This window comes from Methylobacterium sp. A52T, from assembly GCF_053346095.1.
In genome coordinates this window covers 1-23878 of sequence record NZ_JBKFBI010000090.1, presented here as the reverse complement: position 1 = coordinate 23878, position 23878 = coordinate 1, and the positions used below count along the sequence as shown (strand labels likewise).

The window sequence follows — 23878 nt, the reverse complement described above, 5'->3', positions numbered from 1 at the left end:
GGCGGCCGCCCAGCCGGCCGCGAGGGCGTCGCGCAGCGGCGCGAACGCCGCGTCGCGGGTCGCCCGCAGGGCGTCGAGCCGCTCCCGGGTGGCGACGGGCCGGCCGGCCTCGCGCTCGCGCAGCCGCACCCGGGTGACAGCGACCTGCCGGTGGGCCGCGTCGCACCGGTCGGCGGCCCGCTCGTGCTCGCGGGTCTTCGCCTCGAGGCGCTGACGGTAGCGCGCCAGCGTGTCGGGGGCCGGCAGGGGCGTCCGCACGAGGGCGGCGAGGTCGGGCACCGGCGGCGACAGCCGCTCGGCTTGGTTGCGCAGCAGCGCCGCCTCCCGGCGGATCGCGCCGTCGAGGGTGTCGCGGGCGGCGATCCACTCGTGCAGTCGGGCGAGGGGCTTCAGCGCCTCCCGGAGCGGGGTCGGGTCCCGGGCCGCGTCGGCCGCCTCCACCTCGCGGGCGAGGCGTTCCCGCTCGGCGCGGGCGGCGGCGAGGTCGCGGGCGATCTGCTCCTCGGCGGCCGCCAGGGTCCGGCCGTCGCGGATCAGCCGCTCGGTCCGCGCCCGCGCGGCGTCCGGGGGCTGGCGGGCCTCCAGCGCGGCGAGGTCGGGCACGCCGATCCGGGCGCGCAGCCGCTCCAGATCCAGCCCGACCTTGTGGGTGTCGCCCTCGAGGCGGGGCAGGTCGGTGCCGCCCTTCTCGAACTCCCGGGTGCCGCTGAACGCCGCCAGGATCTCGTCCGCCCGATGGGTCAGCCCCGGCTCGACCGGCACCGATTCGGCCTCGCCGCGGGCCCGGTCGCGCGCGGTCTCGGTCCGCTCCGCCTCGGCATCCGCGGCGCGGCACGCGTCCAGGGCGGCCCCGAGGCGGGCGATCCAGGCGGGATCCGCGTCGACGAGGTCGGTCTCGGCGGCGATGCGCCGCTCCAGCGCGTCGATCTCGGCGATGATCGGGCGGACGCGCTTGAACCGCTCCAGCCGGGCGCGCGCGACCGCGCCGGCCTTCTGCTCGGACCGGAGAACCTCGAGCTGCGCGGCCGCCGCGGCGATCTCGTCGTTCAGGGCGCGCCAGTCGCCGGCGCGCAGGCCCCGCTCGCGGATCGCCCGCCGGGCCGTCTCGTGGCGCTCCAGCGCCTGGTAGAAGGTCCTGTGCTTGGCTTGGCGCGGGGCGAAGATGGCGTCGGCCTCCGCGTCGAGCGTCGTCTGCAGCTCTGTGAGGCCGCGCAGGCCCGAGCCCGCCGCGAATAGGCTCGCGCCGACCTCGCCCTCCACGTCGACCATCTCGCGGCCCCCGGCCCGGAGGCTCGCCGCGTCGAGCCCGAAGGCCCGACAGAACACAGTCCGGGACAGGCCGCCGAGGAACGGGGCCAGCGCGTCGTCGGCGAGTGGCGCGTCGGCGGCGTCGATGAGGGTGCGGCTGTTGCCCTTCCGGCGGCGGAAGGACAGCCGGCGGCCGTCGGCGGCGGCGATCTCGGCGCCGAGCCGCAACTGCGGCATGTCGTGCAGGAAGGCGTAGGGCGTCGTCTTCCCGAAGCCGAACAGCAGGTCGGTGACCGCCGCCAGCGCGGTACTCTTGCCGGCCTCGTTGGCGCCCAGCACCACGTGCAGGCGCGCGTCCGGCCGGAACGCGACGGTGCGGTCCGTGAAGGCGCCGTAGCGCTCGAGGGCGAGGCGGATCAGGCGCATCGGGGGTCCATGGGCGCGCGCCTCAGCAGTGCCGGCCGCCGAGGCGCCCGAGGACGAGTGCCTCGGCCTCGGCGCAGAGCGCGTCGAACTCCGCGTCGAGGTCGGCCTCGGCGGCGGCCGTCCCTGGCATCCGGCCGCCGATCTCGGCCAGCGCCGCCTTCGCCCGGGCGCGGAACTCGGGGTCGCGGTCGAGGTCGGCGAGCAGGGCCGCGGGGTCGATGGCGGCGCCGGTCGGCTCCGCCGCGGCGCGCGGGCGGCGGGTCTCGATCTTCAGGCGCTCCAGCCAGATGTCCTCGTGCAGCCGGTGCGCGGCCGCCTGGATCTCGGCCGTCAGAGACTCGCGATCGGCCGCGAGGGCGTCGTGGGCCCGGGTCGTCCCCGCGAGGTGGACGCGGACCAGGAGCAGCCGGCGCGCCGCGACCCCGGCCAGGGGCCTCAGCGCCGCCTCGACGGCCTCGACGGCGCCGCGCGCGTCGGCCACCGCCGCGAGGTCGACCGTGATCTGCTCGAACCGCGCCCGGTCGAGGGGCAGGCGGCTGACGCCGGTCACGCGCCCGTCGGCGACGTCGACCACGACGGCGCCCTTCTCGCCGCACTCGCGCACGCTCCGGCCCTGGAGATTGCCGGGGAACACGATCCAGGGATCCCGGGACAGCTCGGCGTACTCGTGGATGTGACCGAGCGCCCAGTACTCGTAGCCCCGGGCCGCGAGGTCTGCGACCGAGCAGGGGGCGTAGGTCTCGTGGGCGGCGTGGCCGGTGCAGGAGGTGTGCAGGACCCCGAGGTTGAACCAGCCCGGCACGGCGGCCGGGTAGGTGAGCGAGAGGTTCTCCTCCACGGCCCGGCCCTGGAAGCTGCGGCCGTGGACCGCGACGCGGAGCGCGTCGAGGCGCAGGGTGCCGGCGCGGGCGGTCGGGAAGACGTGGACGGAGGCTGGCAGCGTGATCGAGCGGGTGATGACGCTCTCGGCGTCGTGGTTGCCGCGCACGAGGATCGTCCGGATGCCGGCGCGGTCGAGGCGCGCGACCTGCCTGGCGAAGAACAGGCCGATCGTGGTGTCGGCCCAGTCGCCGTCGTAGACGTCGCCCGCCACAACCACGAACGCGACCGACCGCTCGATCGCCTGGCTCACCAGATCCTCGAAGGCCTGCCGGCTCGCCGCGGCGAGCCGCCGGGCCAGTTCCGCGTCGCGCGCGGCCAGACCCGACAGCGGGCTGCCGAGGTGCAGGTCGGCGGCATGGATGAAGCTGAACGCCGTCATGGCCTCCGGACGGGATCGGTGGGATGGCGGTGCGCGGCGATCCGCGGAGCGGCCGGCATCGCCATGCCGGCTCTTAGGCCGCCGACCGGGTCGGCCTCAAGCGTCGCCCGGCGATGGGCTGTGGGGCGCCCGGGTCGGACCGCGCCCGCGCCGGCCGCGGCACGCCCGGGCCCGGCGCGAATGCCGTCGAACGTCCCGGCTCCGGGCGCGTTAGAGCGTGGCGGTGGCGGGAGCGCCGCGCGTTGAGGTACGAGACCGGCCCGATGAATCCTGCTGCACGCCCGGCCCGCTCCACCCCCGCACCGTCAGCCGTCACGCCGATCCGCCCTGCCGAGCGGCCGCACCAGCCCTTCAAGATCGTGAGCTGGAACCTGCTGCGGCGCACCGGCGCGGCGGTCGACGACGTCGCCGCCCTCGTGGCGCAGGAGAAGCCCGACCTGCTCCTGATGCAGGAGGCGACCCGCGCCATCGGCTTCCTGCTGGACCGGATCGGCGGCCACTACGCCTGGGCGCCTCTGCCGGGCCGGATCCACGGGCTCGCCATGTGGAGCCCGAAGCCCTGGGCGGCGCCGCCCCGGGTCATCGCGCTCCCCTCCGGCGCCCTCGTGCACCGGGTCTGTCAGATCCTCGATCTCGGCGAGTTCGGCGTGGCCAACGTCCACTTGTCGCACGGACAGATGCTGAACCGGCGCCAGCTGCGCCGCATCGTCAGCGAGCTGCCGCCGCGGGCGGCCGTGCTCGGCGACTACAACATCGTCGGCCCGGCGCTGATCCCGGGCTTCCGCGACGTCGGACCGCGGCAATCGACCCACGCGATGGTCGAGGTGCTGCCGCTGCGGCTCGACCGCTGCCTCGCCCGCGGGCTCGTCTGCCACGCGCACGCGGTGCTGCCGCGGGGGCGCTCCGATCACCGGCCGATCGTCGTCCATCTCGGCCCGGCGCCGGAGGCGCACGCCCCCGCCCGGTTCAAAGGTATGGCAGCAGCAGTCGCACGGCTGCGTCGCGCAGACGGATCGGCAGGACGCGCGCGGCGAGATCCTCCCGGCTGAGCCGCGCCTCCATCTTGCCGCGCATGAACCGGTCGAGGTCGGCGGCGAGGTCGGCGTCGATGATCTCGACGTTCAGCTCGAAATTGAGCCGGAAGCTGCGCATGTCCCAGTTGGCGCTGCCGACGAAGCACCAGACGTCGTCGACCACCATCGCCTTGGAATGGTCGAAGGGCGGCTCGTCGAGCCAGACGTTCACGCCGGCCCGCAGCAGCGGGTCGAGATGCGCCCGGGTCGCCCAGTCGATGTAGGGGTGGTCGCTGACCCGCGGGATGATCACGTCGACGGTGATGCCCCGGGTCGCGGCCTGGGCAAGGGCGCCGGTCACCAGCTCGTCGGGCAGGAAGTAGGGCGTCACGAAGCGCACCGACCGGCGCGCGCAGGCGAGCGCCTGGAGGATGACCTGCTCGATCTTCTCGACGTCCGCGTCCGGGCCGGAGGTCACTGCCCGAGCAACGCTCGGTCCGCAGGGCTCGAGGTCGACGAACCACGGCGGGCCGTCGAGGATCTCGCCGTCCACGAAGGCCCAGTCGGCCGCGAACGCGGCGGCGAGCTGCTCGACCACGGGGCCGGTCAGGCGGAAATGCGTGTCCCGGATCGGGTGCTCGGGCTTCAGGGCGACGCGGTTCGGGTGCGAGATGTTGAGGCCGCCCGTGAAGGCGATCCGGCCGTCGACGATCAGCAGCTTCTTGTGCGAGCGCAGATTGAGGAACGGCATCCGCCAGGGGAGGGCGGAGTGCATGAACAGGGCGGCCGGCACCCCGGCGGCCGTCAGGCGGTGGTAGACCGGCGCGCGGAAATAGCCGCCGCCGATCCCGTCGATGATGACGCGGACCTGCACGCCCCGGGCCTTCGCCTCCACGAGGGCGTCGCAGAACTCGCGGCCGGTGGCGTCGTCCCGGAAGATGTAGCTCGACAGGCCGATGCTGGACCGCGCCTCGCGGATCGCCGCCAGCATCTGCGGATAGCCGGCGTCGCCGTTGCGGAACATCTGCACGGTGTTGCCGGCGAAGGCCGGCAGGCTCGTGATCCGCCGGATGGCCCGGTCGAGGGGCCAGAGCGCCTCCGGCACCACGGCGTCGTCGGTGTCGGGCAGCTGCGTCGCGTCGGACGGCTTGGTCCGCAGCCGCCGCGCGCGGCGCGAGACCCGGTTGATGCCGAAGGTCAGGTACAGGGCGGTCCCGAAGATCGGCGACAGCCACGCGAGCCCGATCCAGCCCACCGCCACGCTGACCCGGCGCTTGCGCAGCAGGGCGTGCAGCGTGACGCCGATCGCCAGCGCGAAGCCGATCAGGGCCTCGACATCCGACCGCATCAGGGCGGTCGACTGGACCCAGCGGGTGATCGCGTTTTCCAAGGTGAGGCTATCCGGGTTCGCGTCGGGAGGCGCCGGATCGACCTGAAGCGCATGCGGCGGGCGGATTAATCCGCCGGCTTGGCCGGTTGCGCAATGGGCGTGGCGGCCGCGGCGGCCGCGGGCCGCTCGCAGCGATAGGGTCCGCTGCCGTCGAGGGCCCCGTACAGGACCCGGCCGCCGGAGGCGATGCAGCGCGCCTTGGCCTCGGCATAGGGCCGGTGGAAGCTCCAGATGGTGATCATCGGCCCGATCGTCGCGAGGCAGACACCGCCGAAGATCACGGCGGCCGCCCAGGTCGCGCCGTTGCGGTTCGGCCGCGGGGGCCGCGGCGGCGGCATCGTGCCGTAGAAGGACAGCGTCAGACCGAGCAGGTCGATGGTGCTCATCAGCCGTTCCGCGTGGCGGCGCCGAGCCCGGCAGGGTCGGACGGGCTCCTCATCCTAGGGCAGGGCGGCGCCACCACCTATGCGCGTCGCGCCGGAGGGCCTGCGTCGTATTGCGCCAGTGCGCGGACCGGGTCGCCGGCTCACGGCTCCCAGCGGGGCAGCCGCTTGCCCAGGAAGGCGTCGATCCCCTCCTGCGCGTCGGCCATCATCATGTTCCGGGTCATGACCTCGGCGGTGTAGCCGTAGGCGTCCTCCAGGCCCATCTCGATCTGCCGGCCGAACGCCTCCTTGCCGATCGCCAGGACGCGCCGGGCCTTCCCGGCGATCCGGGCCGCCAGGGCGCCCACGGCCGCGTCGAGATCCGCCTCCGGCACGGCGCGGTTGACGAGCCCGATCCGCAGGGCCTCCGCGGCGTCGATCGGCTCACCGACCAGCAGCATCTCAAGGGCGGCCTTGCGCGACACGGCGCGCGACAGGGCGACCATCGGGGTCGAGCAGAACAGGCCGATCTGCACCCCCGGCGTGGCGAAGCGGGCGGTCTCGGCGCAGACGGCGAGATCGCAGGTTGCGACGAGCTGGCAGCCGGCGGCGGTGGCGATCCCGTGCACCCGGGCGATCACCGGCTTCGGCAGGCGCGTGAGGCTCAGCATCAGCCGGGCGCAGGTGCGGAACACCGCCTCGGTCGCCTCGCGGGACGGATCGGCGCGCATCTCTTTGAGGTCGTGCCCGGCGCAGAAGGCGGGGCCGGCCCCCTGCAGGATCACCACCCGCACGGACGGATCCGCACGGATCGCGTCGAGCTGCTCCTGGAGCGCGCCCATCAGGGCCATCGACAGGGCATTGCGGGCCTGCGGCCGGTTCAGCGTCAGCGTCGCGACCCCGTCGGCGTCGCTGCGCAGCAGCACCGGCGCCTCCGGGCTGGCGGCGTGGGCCGTGGCAAGGGCTGCGGTCATGGCGACGTCTCCCGGCGCCGGCCTCCCTGGCACGGGGCCGGTCGCGTCGCCGGAGGGTAGCACGCAGGGTTCGGGTCCGCGACGGTGCCGCGGCCCGCGATCCGCGATGCGGCGCTTGTCAGGCGTGCTCGGCCAGGGCGAGGTCGAGGCTCGCGTAGTCGGCGCCCGGACCGTTCCACCACAGGGCGGGGTAGGCGGTGAGCCGGCCCATCACGCCGGCATAGGCGTCGGCGAGCGCGGTATCGACGACGACCAGCACGGCGCCCGACTGCGCGAGGCTTTCCGCCAGCGCCGCGTCGCGGCCGGCGCAGTCGAGGCAGACGACGCGCAGTCCGAGACGGGTGAGGCCGAGGCGCATGGCCTCGACCTGCCCGAGATCCTGCACCAGGAGCGCCACGGCCTGCCCGGCCCGCAGGCCCTCGCCCCAGGCCCAGCGCGAGACGCGGTGCGGACAGACCGCCGCGACCGGCACCGCCGGCGCGCCGCGCCGCTCCGCGCTGGCGGCTCCTTGCGCACCCGGCCGGGCGCGCCGGTCGGCGTCGCGAGCCGGGAGTGGGATGGAGGCCGCCGGGTGATGGACGCCGTACATGCGATGCGGACCGCCTGAATCTGGACACACTGCAGGTCCTGGCGTGACGCGAGCAGGTTAACACTCTCTCTCACCCGGGCGTTCCGTCGAAAAACGACCGCTTTTTCGTCGACCAGCGGGCCGGCGACTGGACCTATGGCGAACGGGCCGTGAACGGGAAAGGATGAATTGCCGGCATCTCGGGTCGCGTCATCGGTCGCATTGGCGCGCGCGCGGGTCCGGCCTATGTCCCGCCCGCCAGAGGCGGCCCGCGAGAGGCCGCCCCGATCGAGGAACCGCCGCGCATGCGCCCCACAACGACCCGGATCTCACTCCTCGCCGCCGTCACGCTCGCGACCCTGCCGGCGCAGGCGCAGATCCGGAACGCCCCGTCGCCGCGGGCCCTGGAATTCGCCGCCTACATCTTCGCGGCCTCGAACGTCTGCGGCTACCGGATCGGCAGCGACCAGTTCGAGGCCTTGCTGGCGAAGCAGAACGTGCAGATCGGCGACGTCCAGCCGCGCGGACCGTTCGGCAACCGGGTGCAGACCATGTTCACGCTGATGTCGAACCAGATGGCGCAGAACCGCGACCAGGCCTGCCTCGCGGTGGCCGGCGAGTACGGGCCCGAGGGCACGGTGGCCAAGAACGTGCTCCTGCCCGCCGGCCAGGACCCCGCCGCGCCGGCGAAGCCCGCCGAGCCCGCCAAACCTCAATAGCCCCTTCGCGGGATCGCCGCCGGCCTCAGCCGAGGCGCCAGTCGATCGGCGGGCGCCCGTGCGCGGCGAGCCACCGGTTGGCCCGGCCGAAGGGGTCGGAGCTGGGGAAATCCCGAGCCCGGTTGAGCGGCGAGGGGTGTCCGCTCTCGAACACGCCGTGGCGGGTCGCGTCGATGAGCGCGGCCCTGGCCCGCGCCTGGGCGCCCCAGAGCAGGAACACGGCGGGCTCCGCACGGGCCGAGACGGCCCGCACCGCCGCGTCGGTCAGCGCGGCCCAGCCGTAGCGCAGGTGCGCCCCGGCCTTGCCGGCCTCGACGGTGAGCGCACTGTTGAGCAGGAGCACGCCCTGCCGCGCCCAGGGCGTCAGGTCGCCGCCGGCGGCGCGGTCGGATCCCGCCTCCGCCAGGATCACCTTCAGCGAGGCGGGCAGGCTACCGGAGCCCACGAACGAGAAGGCGAGGCCGTTGGCGTCGCCCGGTGTCGGGTAGGGATCCTGCCCGAGGATCACGGCCCGCACGTCCTGCAGCGGCGTCTCGGCGAGGGCGCGGAAGATCCGGTCCGGTGCCGGCAGGACGCGGGCGCCCGCGACGATTCGGGCGTCGACCCGCGCCGCCACGGCGTCGGCCTCCCCGTCGGCGAAGAATGGCAGGCTCAGCCAGGGCGAATTGGAGGCGCGGAAGGCCGTGAGGGCGTCGGCGACGGGTGTGGCGGCCATGGTCTCTCGCGATCGGTTTCCACGCCGAGATAGGAGGCGGACGCGCACCGTCATCGGCGCGGCGGTTGCGGCGGGGAGCCGCCCGTGTTTAGGGACGGGGGTCGAGCGCGCGGCCTGTCGCGGTGCGGCATGTCGCGTCCGCCCTTCGCCGGGCGGCTTCGCACCCTACATGGAAGCGCACCCGACGGGGTTTAAGCGCCGGCCAAGCCGAGGCGTACCAGGGCGTACGCGCCGGCCGCCGGATATCGGAAGCCAGAGGAAGGATCTCGGCGCGCGGCGCCGGAACGCTGCCATGAACGAACGCGTCGAACCCGCCGCGCTGGCGAATGGCCGGCCCCTCGCACCGCTGCAGCCCGCGGCGAACACCCTTCCGGCCGACCACCCGAAGGTGGCCTGGGGCCGCGTCGGCGTGCTCCTGATGAATCTCGGGACGCCCGAGGGCACGTCCTACTGGCCGATGCGCCGGTATCTCAAGGAGTTCCTGTCGGACCGCCGGGTGATCGAGGTGCCGCGGCTGATCTGGTGGCCGCTCCTCAACCTGATCATCCTGACGAAGCGCCCCGGGCCGAAGGGCCGCGACTACGCCAGCGTCTGGAACAACGCGCTCAACGAGGGGCCGCTGAAGACGATCACGCGCGGCCAGAGCGAGCGCCTCCAGGCGGCCATGGGCGAGTCCGTGGTCGTCGACTGGGCGATGCGCTACGGCAAGCCCGAGGTCGCCGGCCGGATCCAGGCGCTGCTCGACCAGGGCTGCGACCGGATCCTGCTGGTGCCGCTCTACCCGCAATACGCCGCCGCGACCTCGGCCACGGCCTGCGATCAGGCCTTCCGGGCGCTGATGGACATGCGCTGGCAGCCCACGGTGCGGGTCTCGCCGCCCTATCACGACGACCCGGTCTACATCGCCGCCATGGCCGATTCGATCCGCGAGGGCCTGGCCAAGCTCGACTTCGAGCCGGAGGTGATCCTCACCTCGTTCCACGGCGTGCCGCGGAGCTACCTGCTCAAGGGCGACCCGTACCATTGCCAGTGCCACAAGACTGGGCGGCTGATCCGCGAGGCGCTCGGCCTGTCTCCGGAGAAGATGCGGGTCACCTTCCAGTCGCGCTTCGGCAACGAGGAGTGGCTGAAGCCCTACACCGACGAGACGGTGATGGAACTCGCGAAGTCGGGGGTGAAGCGGATGGCGATCGTCGCCCCGGGCTTCACGGCGGACTGCCTGGAAACCCTTGAGGAGCTCGACGGCGAGAACCGGCACTATTTCGAGGAGAACGGCGGCGAGCGCTTCGCCTACATCCCCTGCCTGAACGACAGCGATCTCGGCATGCGGGTGATCGAGCACGTCGTGCGCCGCGAACTCCAGGGCTGGATCTGAGATCCCGGCCGGGATGCCGCTTGCGGCCCGGCCCGGCCCGCCTATTATTTTCCTAAGCCGAACGGGTCCATCGGTTCGGCGCGGGAGGGTCACATGGCGTTCTTCATCGGCATCGCGTGTCCGTGGCTGCTGATCGCGGTGCTCGACAGGATCGCCGAGGGGCGCCGCGGCGCCGAACTCTCGGCCCTCGGCATCACGCCCCAGCCGGCCCCGGCGCGATCCAGCTACCTCGTCCCGGATCGGCCGTACTGACGAAGGGGCGCGGCCCCGCAGGGCCGCGCCGGTCAGACCCGGACCGTCACTTCTTCGGCTCGGGCGCGGCCTGAGCCGCCGGCGGCGCGTCGGCGCGGTCGATCTTGGCCTCCGAGCGGAGCTTCAGGATCATGTCCTGCTGCGCCTTGCGGATCAGGTGCTGGTCGATCTGCTCCTTGAGCTCGTCGAAGGTCGGCTGCGGCTTGGTCCGCTTCTCCTCGACCTTGATCACGTGCCAGCCGAACTGGGTCTTGATCGGGTCGGAGACTTGGCCGGGCTTCATCGCGAAGGCGGCGTTGGCGAAGTCGGGCACCATCCGCTCCTTGGTGAACCAGCCGAGATCGCCGCCCTCGGCCTTCGAGCCCGGGTCCTTGGACGCCTCGGCGGCGACCTTGGCGAAGTCCTCGCCGCCCTTGATGCGCGCGGCGATCTTCTTGGCCTCGGCCTCATTGTCCACCAGGATGTGGCGCGCGTGCACCTCCTCCTCGGGCTTCATCAGCTTGACGGTCTGGTCGTAGATCGCGTGCTCCGCCTCAGGCGTGACCGCGCGCTTGGCCTCCTGCTCCAGGTAGTCGTCGAGCAGGAGCTTGTCGCGGAAGTAGGCGAGCTTGCGCTTGAATTCCGGCGTGTCGCCGACCTTGGCGGCCTCGGCGGCCTGCGCGCCGACACGGAGGTCGACCATGTAGTCGACGAGCAGGCTCTTCTTCTGGGCCTCGTCGACGCCGGGCAGCGACAGGGCCGGGTCATCGGCCGCGATGGCGAGGTCGCCCTGCGTGATCGGCTTGCCGTTCACGCTCGCCACGACCGCGTCCGCGCTCGGCGCCGCGGCCGGGGTCGCTGCGGGGGCAGCGGCGGCCGGCGTGTTGGCGGCCGGCGTCGGGGCCTTCTGGGGTGCCTGGGCCAGCGCCAGTCCCGGCATCGCGACCATGACGGCGAGCGCGCTGACGCGCCGGAGAAGGGCGGTGTTCGGCATACGGGCGAAGTCCTCGGCTCACGTCTCGGCGCCGCGCCGGATCGGCCGGGCGTCGCGCCGCGGCACAGGTGGCCCGCGTCGGGCGAGAAGGCAAGCGCGGCCATTTCACCGGTGCCGGAACCGTGACCGTACCGGCATGCGTTGAGGGCTGCCCCTTCCAGGTGCGCCGGGCGATGTTTACCTCTATAAGCCCGGCCAACTCCGTCCAGGCCGGCCCGCCACGCTCACCCGTGGGCGGGCTCGCGCGTCCGCAGGTCTATGATGCTCGGCTCCATCGCCAAGAAGATATTCGGCTCCTCGAACGACCGCCGCGTCAAGGGCTACCGCCCGCGCGTCGCGCAGATCAACGCGCTGGAACCGGAGATCCAGGCCCTCTCGGACGAGGCCCTGCGCGCCCGCACCGACATGCTGAAGGCCGAACTCGCCAACGGCAAGAGTCTCGACGACATCCTCGTGCCGGCCTTCGCCACGGTGCGCGAGGCGGCCAAGCGCGTCTTCGGCCAGCGCCACTTCGACGTGCAGCTCATCGGCGGCATGGTGCTCCACGAGGGCGGCATCGCCGAGATGAAGACCGGCGAGGGCAAGACCCTGGTGGCGACGCTGCCGGTCTACCTCAACGCCCTGGAGGGCAAGGGCGTCCACGTCGTCACCGTGAACGACTACCTCGCCTCGCGCGACGCCGAGTGGATGGGTCAGGTCTACCGGTTCCTGGGCCTCTCCGTCGGCACGATCGTGCACGGGCTCGACGATGCGCAGCGCAAGGAGGCCTACGCCTGCGACATCACCTACGGCACCAACAACGAGTACGGCTTCGACTACCTGCGCGACAACATGAAGTACGAGCTGTCCCAGCTGGCACAGCGCGGGCACAACTTCGCGATCGTCGACGAGGTCGATTCGATCCTGATCGACGAGGCGCGCACGCCGCTGATCATCTCAGGGCCGGTGGACGACCGGTCGGAACTCTACGTGGCGGTCGACGCACTGATGCCGCGCCTGCGCAAGGAGTTCTACGACCTCGACGAGAAGCAGCGCACCGTCTCCCTCACCGAGGAAGGCAACGAGTTCATCGAGGAGGCGATGCGCGAGGCGGGCCTCCTGAAGGAGGGCGACCTCTACGACGCCCACAACGTCACGCTGGTCCACCACGTGAACCAGGCCCTGCGCGCCCACACGCTGTTCACCCGCGACAAGGACTACATCGTCAAGAACGACGAGGTGGTGATCATCGATGAGTTCACCGGCCGCATGATGCAGGGCCGGCGCTACTCGGAGGGCCTGCACCAGGCGCTGGAGGCCAAGGAGCGGGTCACGATCCAGCCCGAGAACCAGACGCTCGCCTCGATCACCTTCCAGAACTACTTCCGCCTCTACAAGAAGCTCGCCGGCATGACCGGAACCGCCTCGACCGAGGCCGATGAGTTCGCCGAGATCTACAAGCTCGACGTGGTCGACATCCCGACCAACAAGGAAGTCGAGCGCGTCGACGAGGACGACGAGGTCTACCGGACCGTCGGCGAGAAGTACGAGGGCATCATCGCCGAGATCGACAAGGCGCATGCGCGCCACCAGCCGATCCTGGTCGGCACCGGCTCGATCGAGAAGTCGGAGCACCTCGCCGAGATGCTCAAGAAGGCCGGCTACAGCCTGCTCGACTATTCCGACCCGAACGCGCTGACCGACGTCTACGCCGCCGCCCGCGAGGGCCGGGTGACCAAGCGCTTCGCCGTGCTCAACGCCCGCTTCCACGAGCAGGAGGCCTACATCGTGGCCGAGGCGGGCGTGCCGGGCGCGATCACCATCGCCACCAACATGGCCGGCCGCGGCACCGACATCAAACTCGGCGGCAACCTCGAGATGCGGATCGAGAAGGAACTCGGCCACCTCGCCGACGGTCCGGAGCGCGACGCCGCCATCGCGGCGATCAAGGCGGAGATCGCCGAGAACCGCACCAAGGTGCTGGCCTCCGGCGAGCCGGCCGACCCGGAGGCGGGCCGCAAGAAGGCGCTGCCCGGCGGCCTCTACATCATCGGAACCGAGCGCCACGAATCGCGGCGCATCGACAACCAGCTCCGCGGCCGCTCCGGACGCCAGGGCGATCCCGGCCGCTCGAAGTTCTACCTGTCGCTTCAGGACGACCTGATGCGCATCTTCGGCTCCGACCGCATGGACGGGATGCTGCAGAAGCTCGGCCTGGAGCAGGGCGAGGCGATCATCCACCCCTGGATCAACAAGGCGATCGAGAAGGCGCAGCAGAAGGTCGAGGCGCGCAACTTCGACATGCGCAAGAACGTGCTGAAGTACGACAACGTCATGAACGACCAGCGCAAGGTCGTGTTCGAGCAGCGCCGCGACTTCATGGGCCAGGACAGCGTCCGCGAGACCGTGGACGAGATGCGCGAGGGCGTGATCGACGACCTCGTCGCCCGCCACATCCCGGAGAACGCCTACGCCGAGCAGTGGGACGTCGCGGGCCTGCGCGAGCAGGTGAAGGAGATCCTCAACCTCGACGTGCCGGTCGAGGACTGGGCCAAGGAGGAGGGCATCGCCGACGAGGAGATGCGCGAGCGTCTGCTAAAGGCGGCCGAGACCGCCTACGCCGAGCGGACCGAGAAGAACGGCGCCGAGGTCACGGCCTATATCGAGAAGCAGGTCCTCCTGCAGACGCTCGACCATCTCTGGCGCGAGCATCTCGTGACGCTGGACCACCTCCGGCAGGTGATCGGCTGGCGCGGCTTCGCCCAGCGGGATCCGCTGAACGAGTACAAGTCCGAGGCCTTCGACCTGTTCAACGGGCTCGTGACCGCCCTGCGCGAGCAGGTGACCGCGCAGCTCTCGCGGGTCGAGATCATGATGCAGGAGCCGCAGGAGGAATACCCGCCCGGCGGTCCGGCGCTGCCGCCGATGTTCGCCCAGCATCTCGACCCGGTCACCGGCGAGAACGAGATGGACTACGCCGGCCTCGGCTCGGGCAGCGACGGCGGCGGGGGCCCGGCCTACGGCTTCGCGGCGCAGGGCCTCGCGGCGGACGGCGCCGTGCTGGAGCGCGACCCGACCGACGCCGCCACGTGGGGCCGCGTCGGCCGCAACGAGCCGTGCCCCTGCGGCTCGGGCAAGAAGTACAAGCACTGCCACGGCAGCCTCCAGGCCTGAGGCGGGGATCGCGGCGGGGATGACCGCGCGGGCGCTGTTCATCGCCGGGGCCGGGACCGAGATCGGCAAGACCTACGTCACCGCCGCCCTGACGCGCCGCCTGCGGGCGCAGGGCCGCACGGTGCGGACGGTGAAGCCGCTCGCGAGCGGTGTCCCGCCGCTGAGCGATCCCGGCTTCGTCGAGAGCGACACCGCCCGGCTGCTGGACGCGCAGGGGCTCGCCCTGGACGAGGAGGCCGTGGAGGCCTGCTCACCCTGGCGGTTCTCGGCACCGCTGTCGCCGGATCAGGCCGCCGTGCTGGAGGGGCGCTCCCTGGACCTCGCCGACCTCGTCGGCTGGTGCCGGGACGAGATCGCCCGCACCGAGGACACGCTGCTGATCGAGGGTGTCGGCGGACTCATGAGCCCGGTCACCGCGGCCGCCACCGGCCTGGACTGGCTCCGCGCGCTCGCCGTCCCGGCGCTCCTCGTCTCGGGGAGCTATCTCGGGGCGATCAGCCACGCGCTCACGGCCTGCGAGACCCTGCGGCTCCACGATGTGCCGCTGCGCGCGGTGGTGGTCAGCGAGAGCCCGGGCGCGCCTGCGCCCGCCGCGACCGTGGCCGCGGCCATCGCCCGTCATGCCGGCGCGCCCGTGTTCTGTCTGCGCCGTGGCGACGCCTGCCCGGAAGAGCTGACCGGCTCAATCTGAGCGCCGCGGCGGCGTCGCTGGACGGCGCGGTCGTGGCCCCTAGCTTTACCGCCACGGCGTCGCGCCCGGCGCCCGAATGGTCGAGGCCGGGTGGCGCCGTGGGGGAATCCTGCGGTGAGCCAGACCCTTGCCCCGGCGGCGAGTCCCCGATCCGAGACCGGCACGGTCGACGCGGGGGCGGCGCGCGACCGGCTCCGGCCGGCCCTCGTCTTCGGCGCGCTGGGTGTCGTGTACGGCGACATCGGCACCAGCCCGCTCTACGCGTTCAAGGAGGCCGTGAAGGCCGCGACCGCCGGCGGCGCTTCGGTTGCTGCTGCGGCCACCGGCGCGGTGTCGCTGATCCTGTGGTCACTGATCCTGATCGTGTCGCTGAAATACGCGGTTCTGATCCTGCGCGCCGACAACCGCGGCGAGGGCGGCATCGTCGCCATGCTGGCGCTGCTCGGCGCGCGTCAGGCCCGCCCAGGGACGTGGAAGGCGCTGCTGCTGGTGGTCGGGCTGGTCGGCGCGGCCCTGCTCTACGGCGACGGCGCGATCACGCCGGCGATCTCGGTGCTCTCGGCGATCGAGGGGCTGAAGGTCGACGCGCCCGCGCTCGGGCCGTACGTCGTGCCGATCACCCTGGTGATCCTGGTCGGGCTGTTCCTGGTCCAGCACAAGGGCGTGGCCGCCATCGGCCGGGTGTTCGGGCCGGTCATGCTCGTCTGGTTCGTCGTCCTCGGGCTCCTCGGGATCGCCGGGATCGTCGCCAAGCCCGAGATCCTGGCGGCGGCCAACCCGCTCCGGGCCGTCGACTTCATGCTGCATGCCGGCTGGCACGTCAGCTTCGCGATGCTCGGCGCGGCTTTCCTGGCGGTGACCGGCGGCGAGGCCATGTACGCCGATCTCGGCCATTTCGGCGCCCTGCCGATCCGCATCGCGTGGTTCGCGCTGGTCCTGCCGGCGCTGGTGCTCAACTATTTCGGCCAGGGCGCCCTGCTGATCGCCGCGCCCGACGCCCTGGAGAACCCGTTCTTCCGCCTCAGCCCCGACTGGGGCCATCTGCCCCTCGTCGCGCTCGCCACGATGGCGACCATCATCGCCTCGCAGGCGATCATCTCGGGCGTGTTCTCCCTGACCCAGCAATCGGTCCAGCTCGGCTTCCTGCCGGCCATGCGCATCGTCCAGACGGCGCACGAGGAGCGCGGCCAGATCTACGTGCCGGCGGTGAACTGGCTGCTCGCCGCGGCGACCCTGACGGCCGTGGTGGTGTTCGGATCCTCCGACGCCCTGGCCGGCGCCTACGGCATCGCGGTCTCGATGCTCATGGGCATCACCACGCTGCTCGCCGCGCTGATCGCGCTCCGCTGGGGCTACAACCCGGTCCTGGTCCTCGCGGTCAACGGCTTCTTCCTCGCCATCGACCTCGTGTTCTTCGCCGCCAACAGCGTGAAGATCTTGGAGGGCGGCTGGTTTCCCCTGGTGCTCGCCGGACTCGTCGCCGCGATGATGCTGACTTGGAAGAAGGGAAACGAGCTGGTCGAGGAGGCTAGGGCCGCCCTGCGCCTGCCGGAGGACGTCTTCCTCGGCGGTCTCCAGCACCGTGACCTGCTGCGCCTGCCGGGCACCGCCGCGTTCCTCTCGGCGGCCGAGCACGGCATCCCGCTACATCTCTCGCGCTTCGTGGAGCGCAACCACGCCCTGATGGAGCGCATCCTGATCATCACGGCGCTCTACGAGGAGACGCCCACCGTCCCGCGGGACCGGCGCGCCCACGTGACGATCCTGGCACCGGATTTCTACCGGGTGATCCTCCGCTACGGCTTCATGGAGGAGGCCTCGATCCCCGAGGGGCTGGCCTGCGCGGTGGAATCGCGCCACCTGCCGCCGCACGTCCTCGACGACATGACCATCTTCGTCGGGCACGAGACGATCATCCCGCGACGGGACAAGCGCGGCATGGCGCCCTGGCGGGAGAACCTGTTCGCCTTCATGCAGCGCAACGCCGAGCGCACCGGCGCCTTCTTCGGGGTGCCGACCCGGCAGGTCGTCGAGGTCGGCACCGAGATCGAGATCTAGGCCTCGGCCCGAGACATTCCCGCGGCCCGGCAAGTCACCGCGGCGGCGCGGTCCAGAACAGGCCGAGTCGTGCCCAGAGATCGGAGCACCCGCCCGGCCGCGATGTGCCTCGATCTGATCCCGGCGATTGGCGCCGCGGCGCCCCTGGACGCTGCGCCGGTCCGGACCTGTTTCCAGCGCCGGCTCGCCGATGCACGGAAACTTGAGGCCGTTCCGCCGCCCCCCAGGGAACCGTAGCCTTCCGCCGTCGTTCCGCCCCGACGCAGGCGTCGCGCCCCCGGGGTGCGCGCCGGAATGGAGAGACAGCATGAACAGGGATCATCTCGAGGGCGGCGTCCGCCATCTGCGCGGCCGGATCAAGACGGCGGCGGGCGCGGTGCGCGGCCGGGCCGTCGACCAGCTCGACGGCGCCTACGATCAGGCCGCCGGCGCGGCCCAGTACGCCTACGGCGAGGCCCGGGATACGGTCCGCGACCTGCGCCACGGCGGCGAGCACCTCGTCGAGGAGGGGCGCGCCCGGTTCCGCGACGCCAGCGAGCGCGGGCACGCCCTGGCGGACGAGGCGCTCGAGCGCGGCCAGCACTACCGCGACCGCGCCGTGCGCCACGGGCGCACCCTCGCGGCCCGCGCGGACGAGAACCGCGGCACGACCCTCGCCCTGGTGGCGGCCGTCGCGTTCGGCCTCGGGTGGCTGGCGCGGCCGACCCGCTGAGCGGCGGACGGGACCTGATCCGGAGCGGGGCGGGCGTTCGCGCGGCCGCCCCGCCGATCAGAACGCATAAAGACATCTTTATGTCTTGATTGCTTCGTAGGCCGCGCGGTGGTAGGGGGTTGCCCCGACCCGCAACGCGAACACGGAGCCATCGACTCATGGCCAAGGATTACATCGTCAAGGATATCGGGCTGGCCGATTACGGCCGGAAGGAGATCTCGATCGCCGAGACGGAGATGCCGGGCCTGATGGCGGTCCGCGAGGAGTACGGCGCCGCGCAGCCCCTGAAGGGCGCGAAGATCGCCGGCTCGCTCCACATGACGATCCAGACCGCCGTGCTGATCGAGACCCTGAAGGCGCTCGGCGCCGACATCCGCTGGGTCTCCTGCAACATCTACTCGACCCAGGACCACGCCGCCGCCGCCATCGCGGCCGCCGGCATCCCGGTCTTCGCCGTGAAGGGCGAGACCCTGGAGGAGTACTGGGACTACACCTCGCGCCTGTTCGACTGGCACGACGGCGGCATGCCGAACATGATCCTCGACGACGGCGGCGACGCGACCATGTTCGTCCATCTCGGCCTGCGCGCCGAGAACGGCGACACCGCGTTCCTCGACAAGCCGGCCAGCGAGGAGGAGGAGGTCTTCTTCGCGCTCCTCAAGCGGAAGCTCGCCGAGAAGCCGAAGGGCTGGTTCGCCGGCCTCGCCGACAGCATCAAGGGCGTCTCCGAGGAGACCACCACGGGCGTCCACCGCCTCTACGTGCTGGCCAAGGAGGGCAAGCTGCTCTTCCCGGCGATCAACGTGAACGACTCGGTCACCAAGTCGAAGTTCGACAACCTCTACGGCTGCAAGGAGTCGCTGGTCGACGGCATCCGCCGCGGCACCGACGTGATGATGGCCGGCAAGGTCGCCATGGTCGCGGGCTTCGGCGACGTGGGCAAGGGTTCGGCCGCGTCCCTGCGCAACGCCGGCTGCCGCGTGCTCGTGTCGGAGATCGACCCGATCTGCGCGCTCCAGGCCGCGATGGAGGGCTACGAGGTCGTGACCATGGAGGATGCGGCCCCGCGCGCCGACATCTTCGTCACCGCCACGGGCAACAAGGACATCATCACCATCGACCACATGCGGGCGATGAAGGACCGGGCGATCGTCTGCAACATCGGCCACTTCGACAACGAGATCCAGGTCGCCGGCCTGAAGAACCTCAAGTGGTCGAACATCAAGCCGCAGGTGGACGAGATCACCTTCGCGGACGGCCACCGCATCATCCTCCTGTCGGAGGGCCGCCTGGTGAACCTCGGCAACGCCACCGGTCACCCGTCCTTCGTGATGTCGGCCTCGTTCACCAACCAGACGCTGGCCCAGATCGAGCTCTGGTCCAACCCTGGCAAGTACCAGAAGCAGGTCTACACCCTGCCGAAGACCCTCGACGAGAAGGTCGCCGCCCTGCACCTGGAGAAGATCGGCGTGAAGCTCTCGAAGCTCCGCCCCGATCAGGCCGCCTATATCGGCGTCTCCGAGAGCGGCCCGTTCAAGCCCGAGCACTACCGCTACTGAGCCCGCATCGCCGGTGGCGCGGACGGCCTCGTTTCCGGGGCCGGCACCGCGCCGCCGCGATCCGGCGACGTGGCCCGGCGACGTGGCCCGGTGGAGAGATTTGGAGGGGCGGGGGGGGCGGCCCGGGCCCCCTCGTTTTCGGTGGGGCGGCGCGCTGCGCCGGGCCTTCTCGTTTGTCAAGCGCCGACGGCCGAATCGAACTGTGTCTTCTGTGTGTCGTTAACGGCTGATTATGCCGACTTTGCCCAAAGCCACGCTTCGTTCCCCTTCCGGGGCGATTCCGCCGCACCTAGAGTGCGGGCGAATCTTAGATCGATGGGGCTGCGGCGGTTCGGGAGAATCGCCGCGGGAACGGTGCCTTCTGCGCCGCGCGGCGACGCGCGCCGGTCGGACAGCCATCGGGTACGGGGGCGGGGCAAACCATGGGTGTCGGTCGTGCGACACACGTTCGGATCGGCGTGGGCGCGCTCGCGCTGACGACGGCGAGCGCGGCCTTCGCCGAGCTGCCGGAGGCCGCCGCCGCGCATCCCGCGCGTGAGATCCACAGCGTGGCCGCCCTGGCGATCTTCGGCGGCCTCGTGGCCTTCGCGGTGATCCTGTCGCTCCTGCACCTCTACGAGCGCGGCCGGTGGACTCGCCGCGAGCGCGAGCTCGCCGCGACCCTCGACGTCCTGCGCGGCGCCCATGACCGGGCCGAGATGCTCCTCAACGCCGAGCGGCAGATCATCGTCACCTGGGATCATCGCAGCGAGCCGGTGGTCGAGGGCGACATCAGCCTCGCGATCCACGGCGAGCGGCCGACCTCCGGCTACGCCCGCCGCGTGCTGGCCTTCGGCACGTGGCTCGTCGCCGCGGACGCGGCCGCCGTCGAGGCCGCCGTGGAGACCCTGCGGGCGCGCGGCACCAGCTTCGCGCTGAGCCTGCGGACACAGACCGGCCGCAACATCGAGGCCCACGGGCAGGCCGTGGCGGGGCGGGCGCTCCTGCGCCTGCGCGAGACCAGCCAGGAGCGCTGCGAGATCGCCGACCTGCGCGCGACCCTGGACGAGACCCGCCGCGGACTGTCGGCCCTGTCGGGGCTCCTCGACGCGATCCCCCAGCCGGTCTGGCGGCGCAACCGCGACGGTGGCCTGAGCTGGGTCAACGCCGCCTACGTGGCGGCGGTCGAGGCGGAGAGCCGCGAGGCCGCCCTCGACGCCGGCCTGGAACTGTTCGACCGGCCGGCCCGCGAGACGATCGCCCGCGAGGAGGCGGCCCGGTTCGCCGGCCTGACCCGGAGCGTCCCGCGCCTCTCCGCCATCGTGGCCGGCAACCGGCGGATGCTCGACGTGTTCGAGACCGGGCTGGAGACCGGCCGCGTCGGCATCGCCATCGACGTGTCGGAACTCGAGAGCGTGCGCGCCGACCTGCAGCGGCAGATGAACGCCAACGTGCGGACCCTGGACCAGCTGCCGACCGCGGTCGCGATGTTCGACGTCTCGCAGCGGCTGATCTTCCACAACGCCGCCTACCGGCAGCTCTGGGACCTCGACCAGGCCTTCCTCGACGGCCGTCCCTCCGACGGCGAGATCCTCGACCACTTGCGGGCGGAGCGGAAGCTCGAGGAACACGCGGATTTCCGCGGATGGAAGCAGGGCGTGCTGTCCGCCTACCGGGCCGCGGAGGCGAACCAGACCTGGTGGTACCTGCCCGACGGGCGGACCCTGCGCGTGGTCGCGGACCCGAACCCGCAGGGCGGCCTGACCTACCTGTTCGACGACGTCTCCGACCGCCTGAACGCCGAGTCGCGCTACAACGCCCTGCGCCGCCTGCAGGCCGAGACCCTGGACACGCTGGCCGAGCCGGTGGCCGTGTTCGGCGCGGACGGGCGCCTGTCCCTCGCCAACCGCGCCTTCTTCACCGTGTGGCGGCTCGACCCGGAGATGGTCGAGGAGCGCCCGCACGTGGACGCGGTGATCGCCGCCTGCCGGGCGCTCGCCCCCGTCGAGGAGCCGTGGCTCGACATCCGCGACGCGGTGGTCGGCCTCGAATCGCGCACCGCCCGGACGTGCCGCCTCGAGGTGGTCGACGGCACCGTCCTCGACTGCGCCGCGCAGCCGCTCCCGGAGGGCGCGACGCTCCTGACCCTGATCGACGTCACGGCGAGCGTGAACGTCGAGCGGGCGCTCACCGAGAAGAACGACGCCCTGGAGAAGGCCGCGCAGCTGCGCGACACCTTCGTGCACCACGTCTCCTACGAGCTGCGCTCCCCGCTCACCAACATCATTGGCTTCACCCAGCTTCTCGGCGACGAGACCGTCGGCGCGCTCAATGAGCGCCAGCGCGAGTATTCCGACCACATCATGCGCTCCTCGGCGGCGCTGCTCGTCATCATCAACGACATCCTCGACCTCGCCTCGATCGACGCCGGCTCGCTGGAGCTGCAGCGGGAAGAGGTCGACGTCCAGGCCACCGTCGAGGCCGCCGTCCGGGGCATCGAGGACCGGCTCGCCGAATCGCACATCACCCTCGCCCTCGACGTGCCGGAGGATATCGGCAGCGTCCACGCCGACGGGAAGCGGGTGCGCCAGATCCTGTTCAACCTGCTCTCGAACGCCGTCGGCTTCTCGGATGCCGGCCAGCGCGTGGAGGTCCGTGCCCGCCGGACCGCGCAGGAGCTTCTCCTCAGCGTGCGCGACCACGGCCGGGGCATGCCCCCCGAGATCGCCGATTCGGTGTTCAACCGCTTCGAGAGCCACACCCTCGGAACCCGCCACCGGGGCGTCGGCCTCGGCCTGTCGATCGTGCGCTCCTTCGTCGAGCTGCACGGGGGACGGGTGCAGCTGGAGACCGCGCCGGGCAGCGGCACCCGCGTCACCTGCACGTTCCCCACCGACCTCGCGGGCGAGGGCCGGCGCGCGCCGCCGCTCGAATCCGAGCCGCCCGTCCTGTCGCCGCCTCCGCCGCCTCCGCCACCTCCTCCGCCGCCGCGCAAGCCGACCCTGACGCTGCAGTCGAGCAGGCCGGAGCCGCCGACATCCGACCGGCGAACGTCACCGTAGCGCTTGATTCCGCGGCCGGTCCCGCGCAGCAGGAAGCATGTCCGCGCATGATCGTTCCGGCTGGGCCGTCTTCGGCATCGGCGACTTCCGCCTGTTCGGCTCGGCCCGGTTCCTCACGGGCCTCGCCTACCAGATGCAGGCGGTGGCGATCGGCTGGTACGTCTACGACCTGACCCATTCCGCCCTGGCGCTGGGCCTCGTGGGCCTCGCGGGCTTCCTGCCGGCGGTGCTGTGCGCGCTGATCACCGGCCACGTCGCGGACGCCTACGACCGGCGCCTCGTCGGCGCCGCCGCCTTCGCGCTCCAGAGCGCGGCGAGCCTCGGACTCCTCGCCTGCGCCCTCGCGGGCGTGCACTCCGTCTGGCCGATCTACGCCCTGGTCATCGTCGTCGGCACGGCCCGGGCCTTCGCCAACCCGGCCCTGCAGGCGCTGCTCCCGACGCTGGTGCCCGGGCCGCTTTTCGGCTCGGCGATCGCGTGGAACGCCTCCCTCTGGCAGAGCGCGTCGGTGATGGGGCCGGCGCTCGGCGGCTTCCTCTACGCCCTCGGACCCGCCGTCGTGTTCGGTGGGGCAGGGGGCAGCTTCGCCCTGGCCAGCGTCCTGACCCTGCTGATCCGCTACCGGCCGGCGGCGGTGAGCGAGCGGCCGCCGATCACCTGGGCGGCGCTCTCGGCCGGGATCGACTACATCCGCTCCCAGCCGGTGGTGCTCGGGGCGATCAGCCTCGACCTGTTCACGGTGCTGCTCGGCGGCGCCACGGCGCTGCTGCCGATCTACGCCGCGGAGGTCCTGCACGTCGGCCCGCTCGGCCTCGGCGCGCTCCGGAGCATGCCGGCCTTCGGGGCTGTCGCCATGGCGGTGCTGCTGGCGAACTACCCCCTGCGGCGCCACGCGGGCATGCGCATGCTCCGCGCCGCCGCGGTGTTCGGGGCCGCCACGGTCGCGTTCGGGCTGTCGACGTCGCTGCCGCTGTCGATGGCCTGCCTGTTCGTCACGGGCGCCGCCGACATGATCTCGGTCTACGTGCGCCAGACCTTCGTGCAGGGCGAGACGCCGGACGCGATGCGCGGCCGCGTCTCGGCGGTGAACACGGTGTTCATCGGCGCCTCGAACGAGCTCGGCGAGTTCGAATCGGGGCTGCTCGCCGCCGCGATCGGCGCGGTCCCGGCGGTGGTGGTCGGCGGCGCCGCGACGGTCGGGGTCGCGCTGCTTTGGGGCAGGCTCTTCCCGGCGCTGAGGGCCCGCGACCGGCTGATGGTGCAGGGATAGCGCGCCGTCGCGCGGCTCGAGACGCGACGCGTCCCGGATGAAGGCCGTTCCCGATCGTGGCTCCACGATCGGGAACGGCGCGCGGGGCCCCCCCGCGCGGGGGGGGCCGCCGCGC

19 protein-coding genes are annotated in these 23878 nt (G+C 72.2%); 11 read left to right on the top strand and 8 right to left on the bottom strand.

Annotation, left to right across the window (positions count from 1 at the left end):
• On the bottom strand, window positions 1–1674 hold a 1674-nt coding region (locus ACLBYE_RS20090; RefSeq protein WP_447695505.1), incomplete at its 3' end, for an AAA family ATPase.
• Between the two features lie 22 nt (window positions 1675–1696).
• Entirely contained in the window at window positions 1697–2935 is a 1239-nt protein-coding gene (locus ACLBYE_RS20085) for a metallophosphoesterase family protein (protein ID WP_447695504.1), read from the bottom strand.
• A gap of 263 nt (window positions 2936–3198) precedes the next feature.
• On the opposite strand from ACLBYE_RS20085, the gene ACLBYE_RS20080 reads away from it, so the two are divergent.
• Window positions 3199–3984, top strand: coding sequence for an endonuclease/exonuclease/phosphatase family protein (locus ACLBYE_RS20080; protein ID WP_447695503.1), 786 nt, complete (start codon window positions 3199–3201; stop codon window positions 3982–3984).
• Here the strand turns inward: ACLBYE_RS20080 and ACLBYE_RS20075 are convergent.
• From ACLBYE_RS20075 to ACLBYE_RS20060, 4 genes are all read right to left on the bottom strand, one after another.
• Complete coding sequence (locus ACLBYE_RS20075) at window positions 3902–5338, bottom strand: phospholipase D-like domain-containing protein (RefSeq protein ID WP_447695502.1); 1437 nt, start codon at window positions 5336–5338, stop codon at window positions 3902–3904. The two genes, ACLBYE_RS20080 and ACLBYE_RS20075, sit on opposite strands and share 83 nt — an antisense overlap.
• Before the next feature lie 65 nt (window positions 5339–5403).
• Window positions 5404–5724, bottom strand: coding sequence for a hypothetical protein (locus tag ACLBYE_RS20070; RefSeq protein WP_447695501.1), 321 nt, complete (start codon window positions 5722–5724; stop codon window positions 5404–5406).
• 140 nt (window positions 5725–5864) lie between these two features.
• Window positions 5865–6677 (bottom strand): enoyl-CoA hydratase, encoded by an 813-nt coding sequence (locus ACLBYE_RS20065; protein ID WP_447695500.1) that lies wholly within the window; start codon window positions 6675–6677, stop codon window positions 5865–5867.
• Between the two features lie 118 nt (window positions 6678–6795).
• Window positions 6796–7266 (bottom strand): AMP-dependent synthetase, encoded by a 471-nt coding sequence (locus tag ACLBYE_RS20060; protein ID WP_447695499.1) that lies wholly within the window; start codon window positions 7264–7266, stop codon window positions 6796–6798.
• A gap of 284 nt (window positions 7267–7550) precedes the next feature.
• Between ACLBYE_RS20060 and ACLBYE_RS20055 the strand changes: the two genes are divergently transcribed.
• Window positions 7551–7964: a hypothetical protein gene (locus tag ACLBYE_RS20055; protein ID WP_447695498.1), complete on the top strand. Its 414-nt coding sequence runs from the start codon at window positions 7551–7553 to the stop codon at window positions 7962–7964.
• 25 nt (window positions 7965–7989) lie between these two features.
• Here the strand turns inward: ACLBYE_RS20055 and ACLBYE_RS20050 are convergent, their stop codons facing one another.
• A complete protein-coding gene (locus ACLBYE_RS20050) occupies window positions 7990–8679 on the bottom strand; it encodes a uracil-DNA glycosylase (protein WP_447695497.1) in 690 nt (229 codons plus the stop codon).
• A gap of 292 nt (window positions 8680–8971) precedes the next feature.
• Between ACLBYE_RS20050 and hemH the strand changes: the two genes are divergently transcribed.
• Window positions 8972–10054: a ferrochelatase gene (gene hemH, locus ACLBYE_RS20045; RefSeq protein ID WP_020093374.1), complete on the top strand. Its 1083-nt coding sequence runs from the start codon at window positions 8972–8974 to the stop codon at window positions 10052–10054.
• Window positions 10055–10147: 93 nt separating this feature from the next.
• Window positions 10148–10306, top strand: a complete 159-nt coding sequence (locus ACLBYE_RS20040; RefSeq protein ID WP_020093373.1) for a hypothetical protein — start codon at window positions 10148–10150, stop codon at window positions 10304–10306.
• Window positions 10307–10352: 46 nt separating this feature from the next.
• On the opposite strand, the gene ACLBYE_RS20035 is transcribed toward ACLBYE_RS20040, so the two are convergent.
• Entirely contained in the window at window positions 10353–11279 is a 927-nt protein-coding gene (locus ACLBYE_RS20035; RefSeq protein WP_447695496.1) for a peptidylprolyl isomerase, read from the bottom strand.
• A 261-nt stretch (window positions 11280–11540) separates the two neighbouring features.
• Between ACLBYE_RS20035 and secA the strand changes: the two genes are divergently transcribed.
• The 7 genes from secA (at window position 11541) to ACLBYE_RS20000 (ending at window position 23763) form a co-directional block, all read left to right on the top strand.
• Window positions 11541–14432 carry a preprotein translocase subunit SecA gene (secA, locus tag ACLBYE_RS20030; protein WP_026604963.1) on the top strand — a complete coding sequence of 964 codons (2892 nt, stop codon included), beginning with the start codon at window positions 11541–11543 and terminating at the stop codon, window positions 14430–14432.
• Window positions 14433–14451: 19 nt separating this feature from the next.
• On the top strand, window positions 14452–15123 hold the full coding sequence (gene bioD / locus ACLBYE_RS20025; RefSeq protein WP_447695495.1) for a dethiobiotin synthase: 672 nt from the start codon (window positions 14452–14454) through the stop codon (window positions 15121–15123).
• A 114-nt stretch (window positions 15124–15237) separates the two neighbouring features.
• Entirely contained in the window at window positions 15238–17181 is a 1944-nt protein-coding gene (locus ACLBYE_RS20020; RefSeq protein ID WP_447695494.1) for a potassium transporter Kup, read from the top strand.
• 307 nt (window positions 17182–17488) lie between these two features.
• On the top strand, window positions 17489–17893 hold the full coding sequence (locus ACLBYE_RS20015; protein ID WP_020093368.1) for a hypothetical protein: 405 nt from the start codon (window positions 17489–17491) through the stop codon (window positions 17891–17893).
• 158 nt (window positions 17894–18051) lie between these two features.
• Window positions 18052–19452 carry an adenosylhomocysteinase gene (gene ahcY / locus ACLBYE_RS20010; protein WP_012317745.1) on the top strand — a complete coding sequence of 467 codons (1401 nt, stop codon included), beginning with the start codon at window positions 18052–18054 and terminating at the stop codon, window positions 19450–19452.
• A 422-nt stretch (window positions 19453–19874) separates the two neighbouring features.
• Window positions 19875–22493, top strand: coding sequence for an ATP-binding protein (locus ACLBYE_RS20005; protein ID WP_447695493.1), 2619 nt, complete (start codon window positions 19875–19877; stop codon window positions 22491–22493).
• A 37-nt stretch (window positions 22494–22530) separates the two neighbouring features.
• Window positions 22531–23763, top strand: a complete 1233-nt coding sequence (locus ACLBYE_RS20000; RefSeq protein WP_447695492.1) for an MFS transporter — start codon at window positions 22531–22533, stop codon at window positions 23761–23763.
• The last annotated feature ends 115 nt before the right edge of the window (window positions 23764–23878 follow it).

Coding starts and splice junctions, on each gene's coding strand:
- ACLBYE_RS20055 (WP_447695498.1), top strand. CDS start 7,551: ATGCGCCCCACAACGACCCGGATCTCACTCCTCGCCGCCGTCACGCTC.
- ACLBYE_RS20085 (WP_447695504.1), bottom strand. CDS start 2,935: ATGACGGCGTTCAGCTTCATCCATGCCGCCGACCTGCACCTCGGCAGC.
- ACLBYE_RS20060 (WP_447695499.1), bottom strand. CDS start 7,266: ATGTACGGCGTCCATCACCCGGCGGCCTCCATCCCACTCCCGGCTCGC.
- bioD (WP_447695495.1), top strand. CDS start 14,452: ATGACCGCGCGGGCGCTGTTCATCGCCGGGGCCGGGACCGAGATCGGC.
- ACLBYE_RS20050 (WP_447695497.1), bottom strand. CDS start 8,679: ATGGCCGCCACACCCGTCGCCGACGCCCTCACGGCCTTCCGCGCCTCC.
- ACLBYE_RS20040 (WP_020093373.1), top strand. CDS start 10,148: ATGGCGTTCTTCATCGGCATCGCGTGTCCGTGGCTGCTGATCGCGGTG.
- ACLBYE_RS20000 (WP_447695492.1), top strand. CDS start 22,531: ATGTCCGCGCATGATCGTTCCGGCTGGGCCGTCTTCGGCATCGGCGAC.
- ACLBYE_RS20005 (WP_447695493.1), top strand. CDS start 19,875: ATGGGTGTCGGTCGTGCGACACACGTTCGGATCGGCGTGGGCGCGCTC.
- hemH (WP_020093374.1), top strand. CDS start 8,972: ATGAACGAACGCGTCGAACCCGCCGCGCTGGCGAATGGCCGGCCCCTC.
- ACLBYE_RS20070 (WP_447695501.1), bottom strand. CDS start 5,724: ATGAGCACCATCGACCTGCTCGGTCTGACGCTGTCCTTCTACGGCACG.
- secA (WP_026604963.1), top strand. CDS start 11,541: ATGCTCGGCTCCATCGCCAAGAAGATATTCGGCTCCTCGAACGACCGC.
- ACLBYE_RS20080 (WP_447695503.1), top strand. CDS start 3,199: ATGAATCCTGCTGCACGCCCGGCCCGCTCCACCCCCGCACCGTCAGCC.
- ACLBYE_RS20015 (WP_020093368.1), top strand. CDS start 17,489: ATGAACAGGGATCATCTCGAGGGCGGCGTCCGCCATCTGCGCGGCCGG.
- ACLBYE_RS20065 (WP_447695500.1), bottom strand. CDS start 6,677: ATGACCGCAGCCCTTGCCACGGCCCACGCCGCCAGCCCGGAGGCGCCG.
- ahcY (WP_012317745.1), top strand. CDS start 18,052: ATGGCCAAGGATTACATCGTCAAGGATATCGGGCTGGCCGATTACGGC.
- ACLBYE_RS20035 (WP_447695496.1), bottom strand. CDS start 11,279: ATGCCGAACACCGCCCTTCTCCGGCGCGTCAGCGCGCTCGCCGTCATG.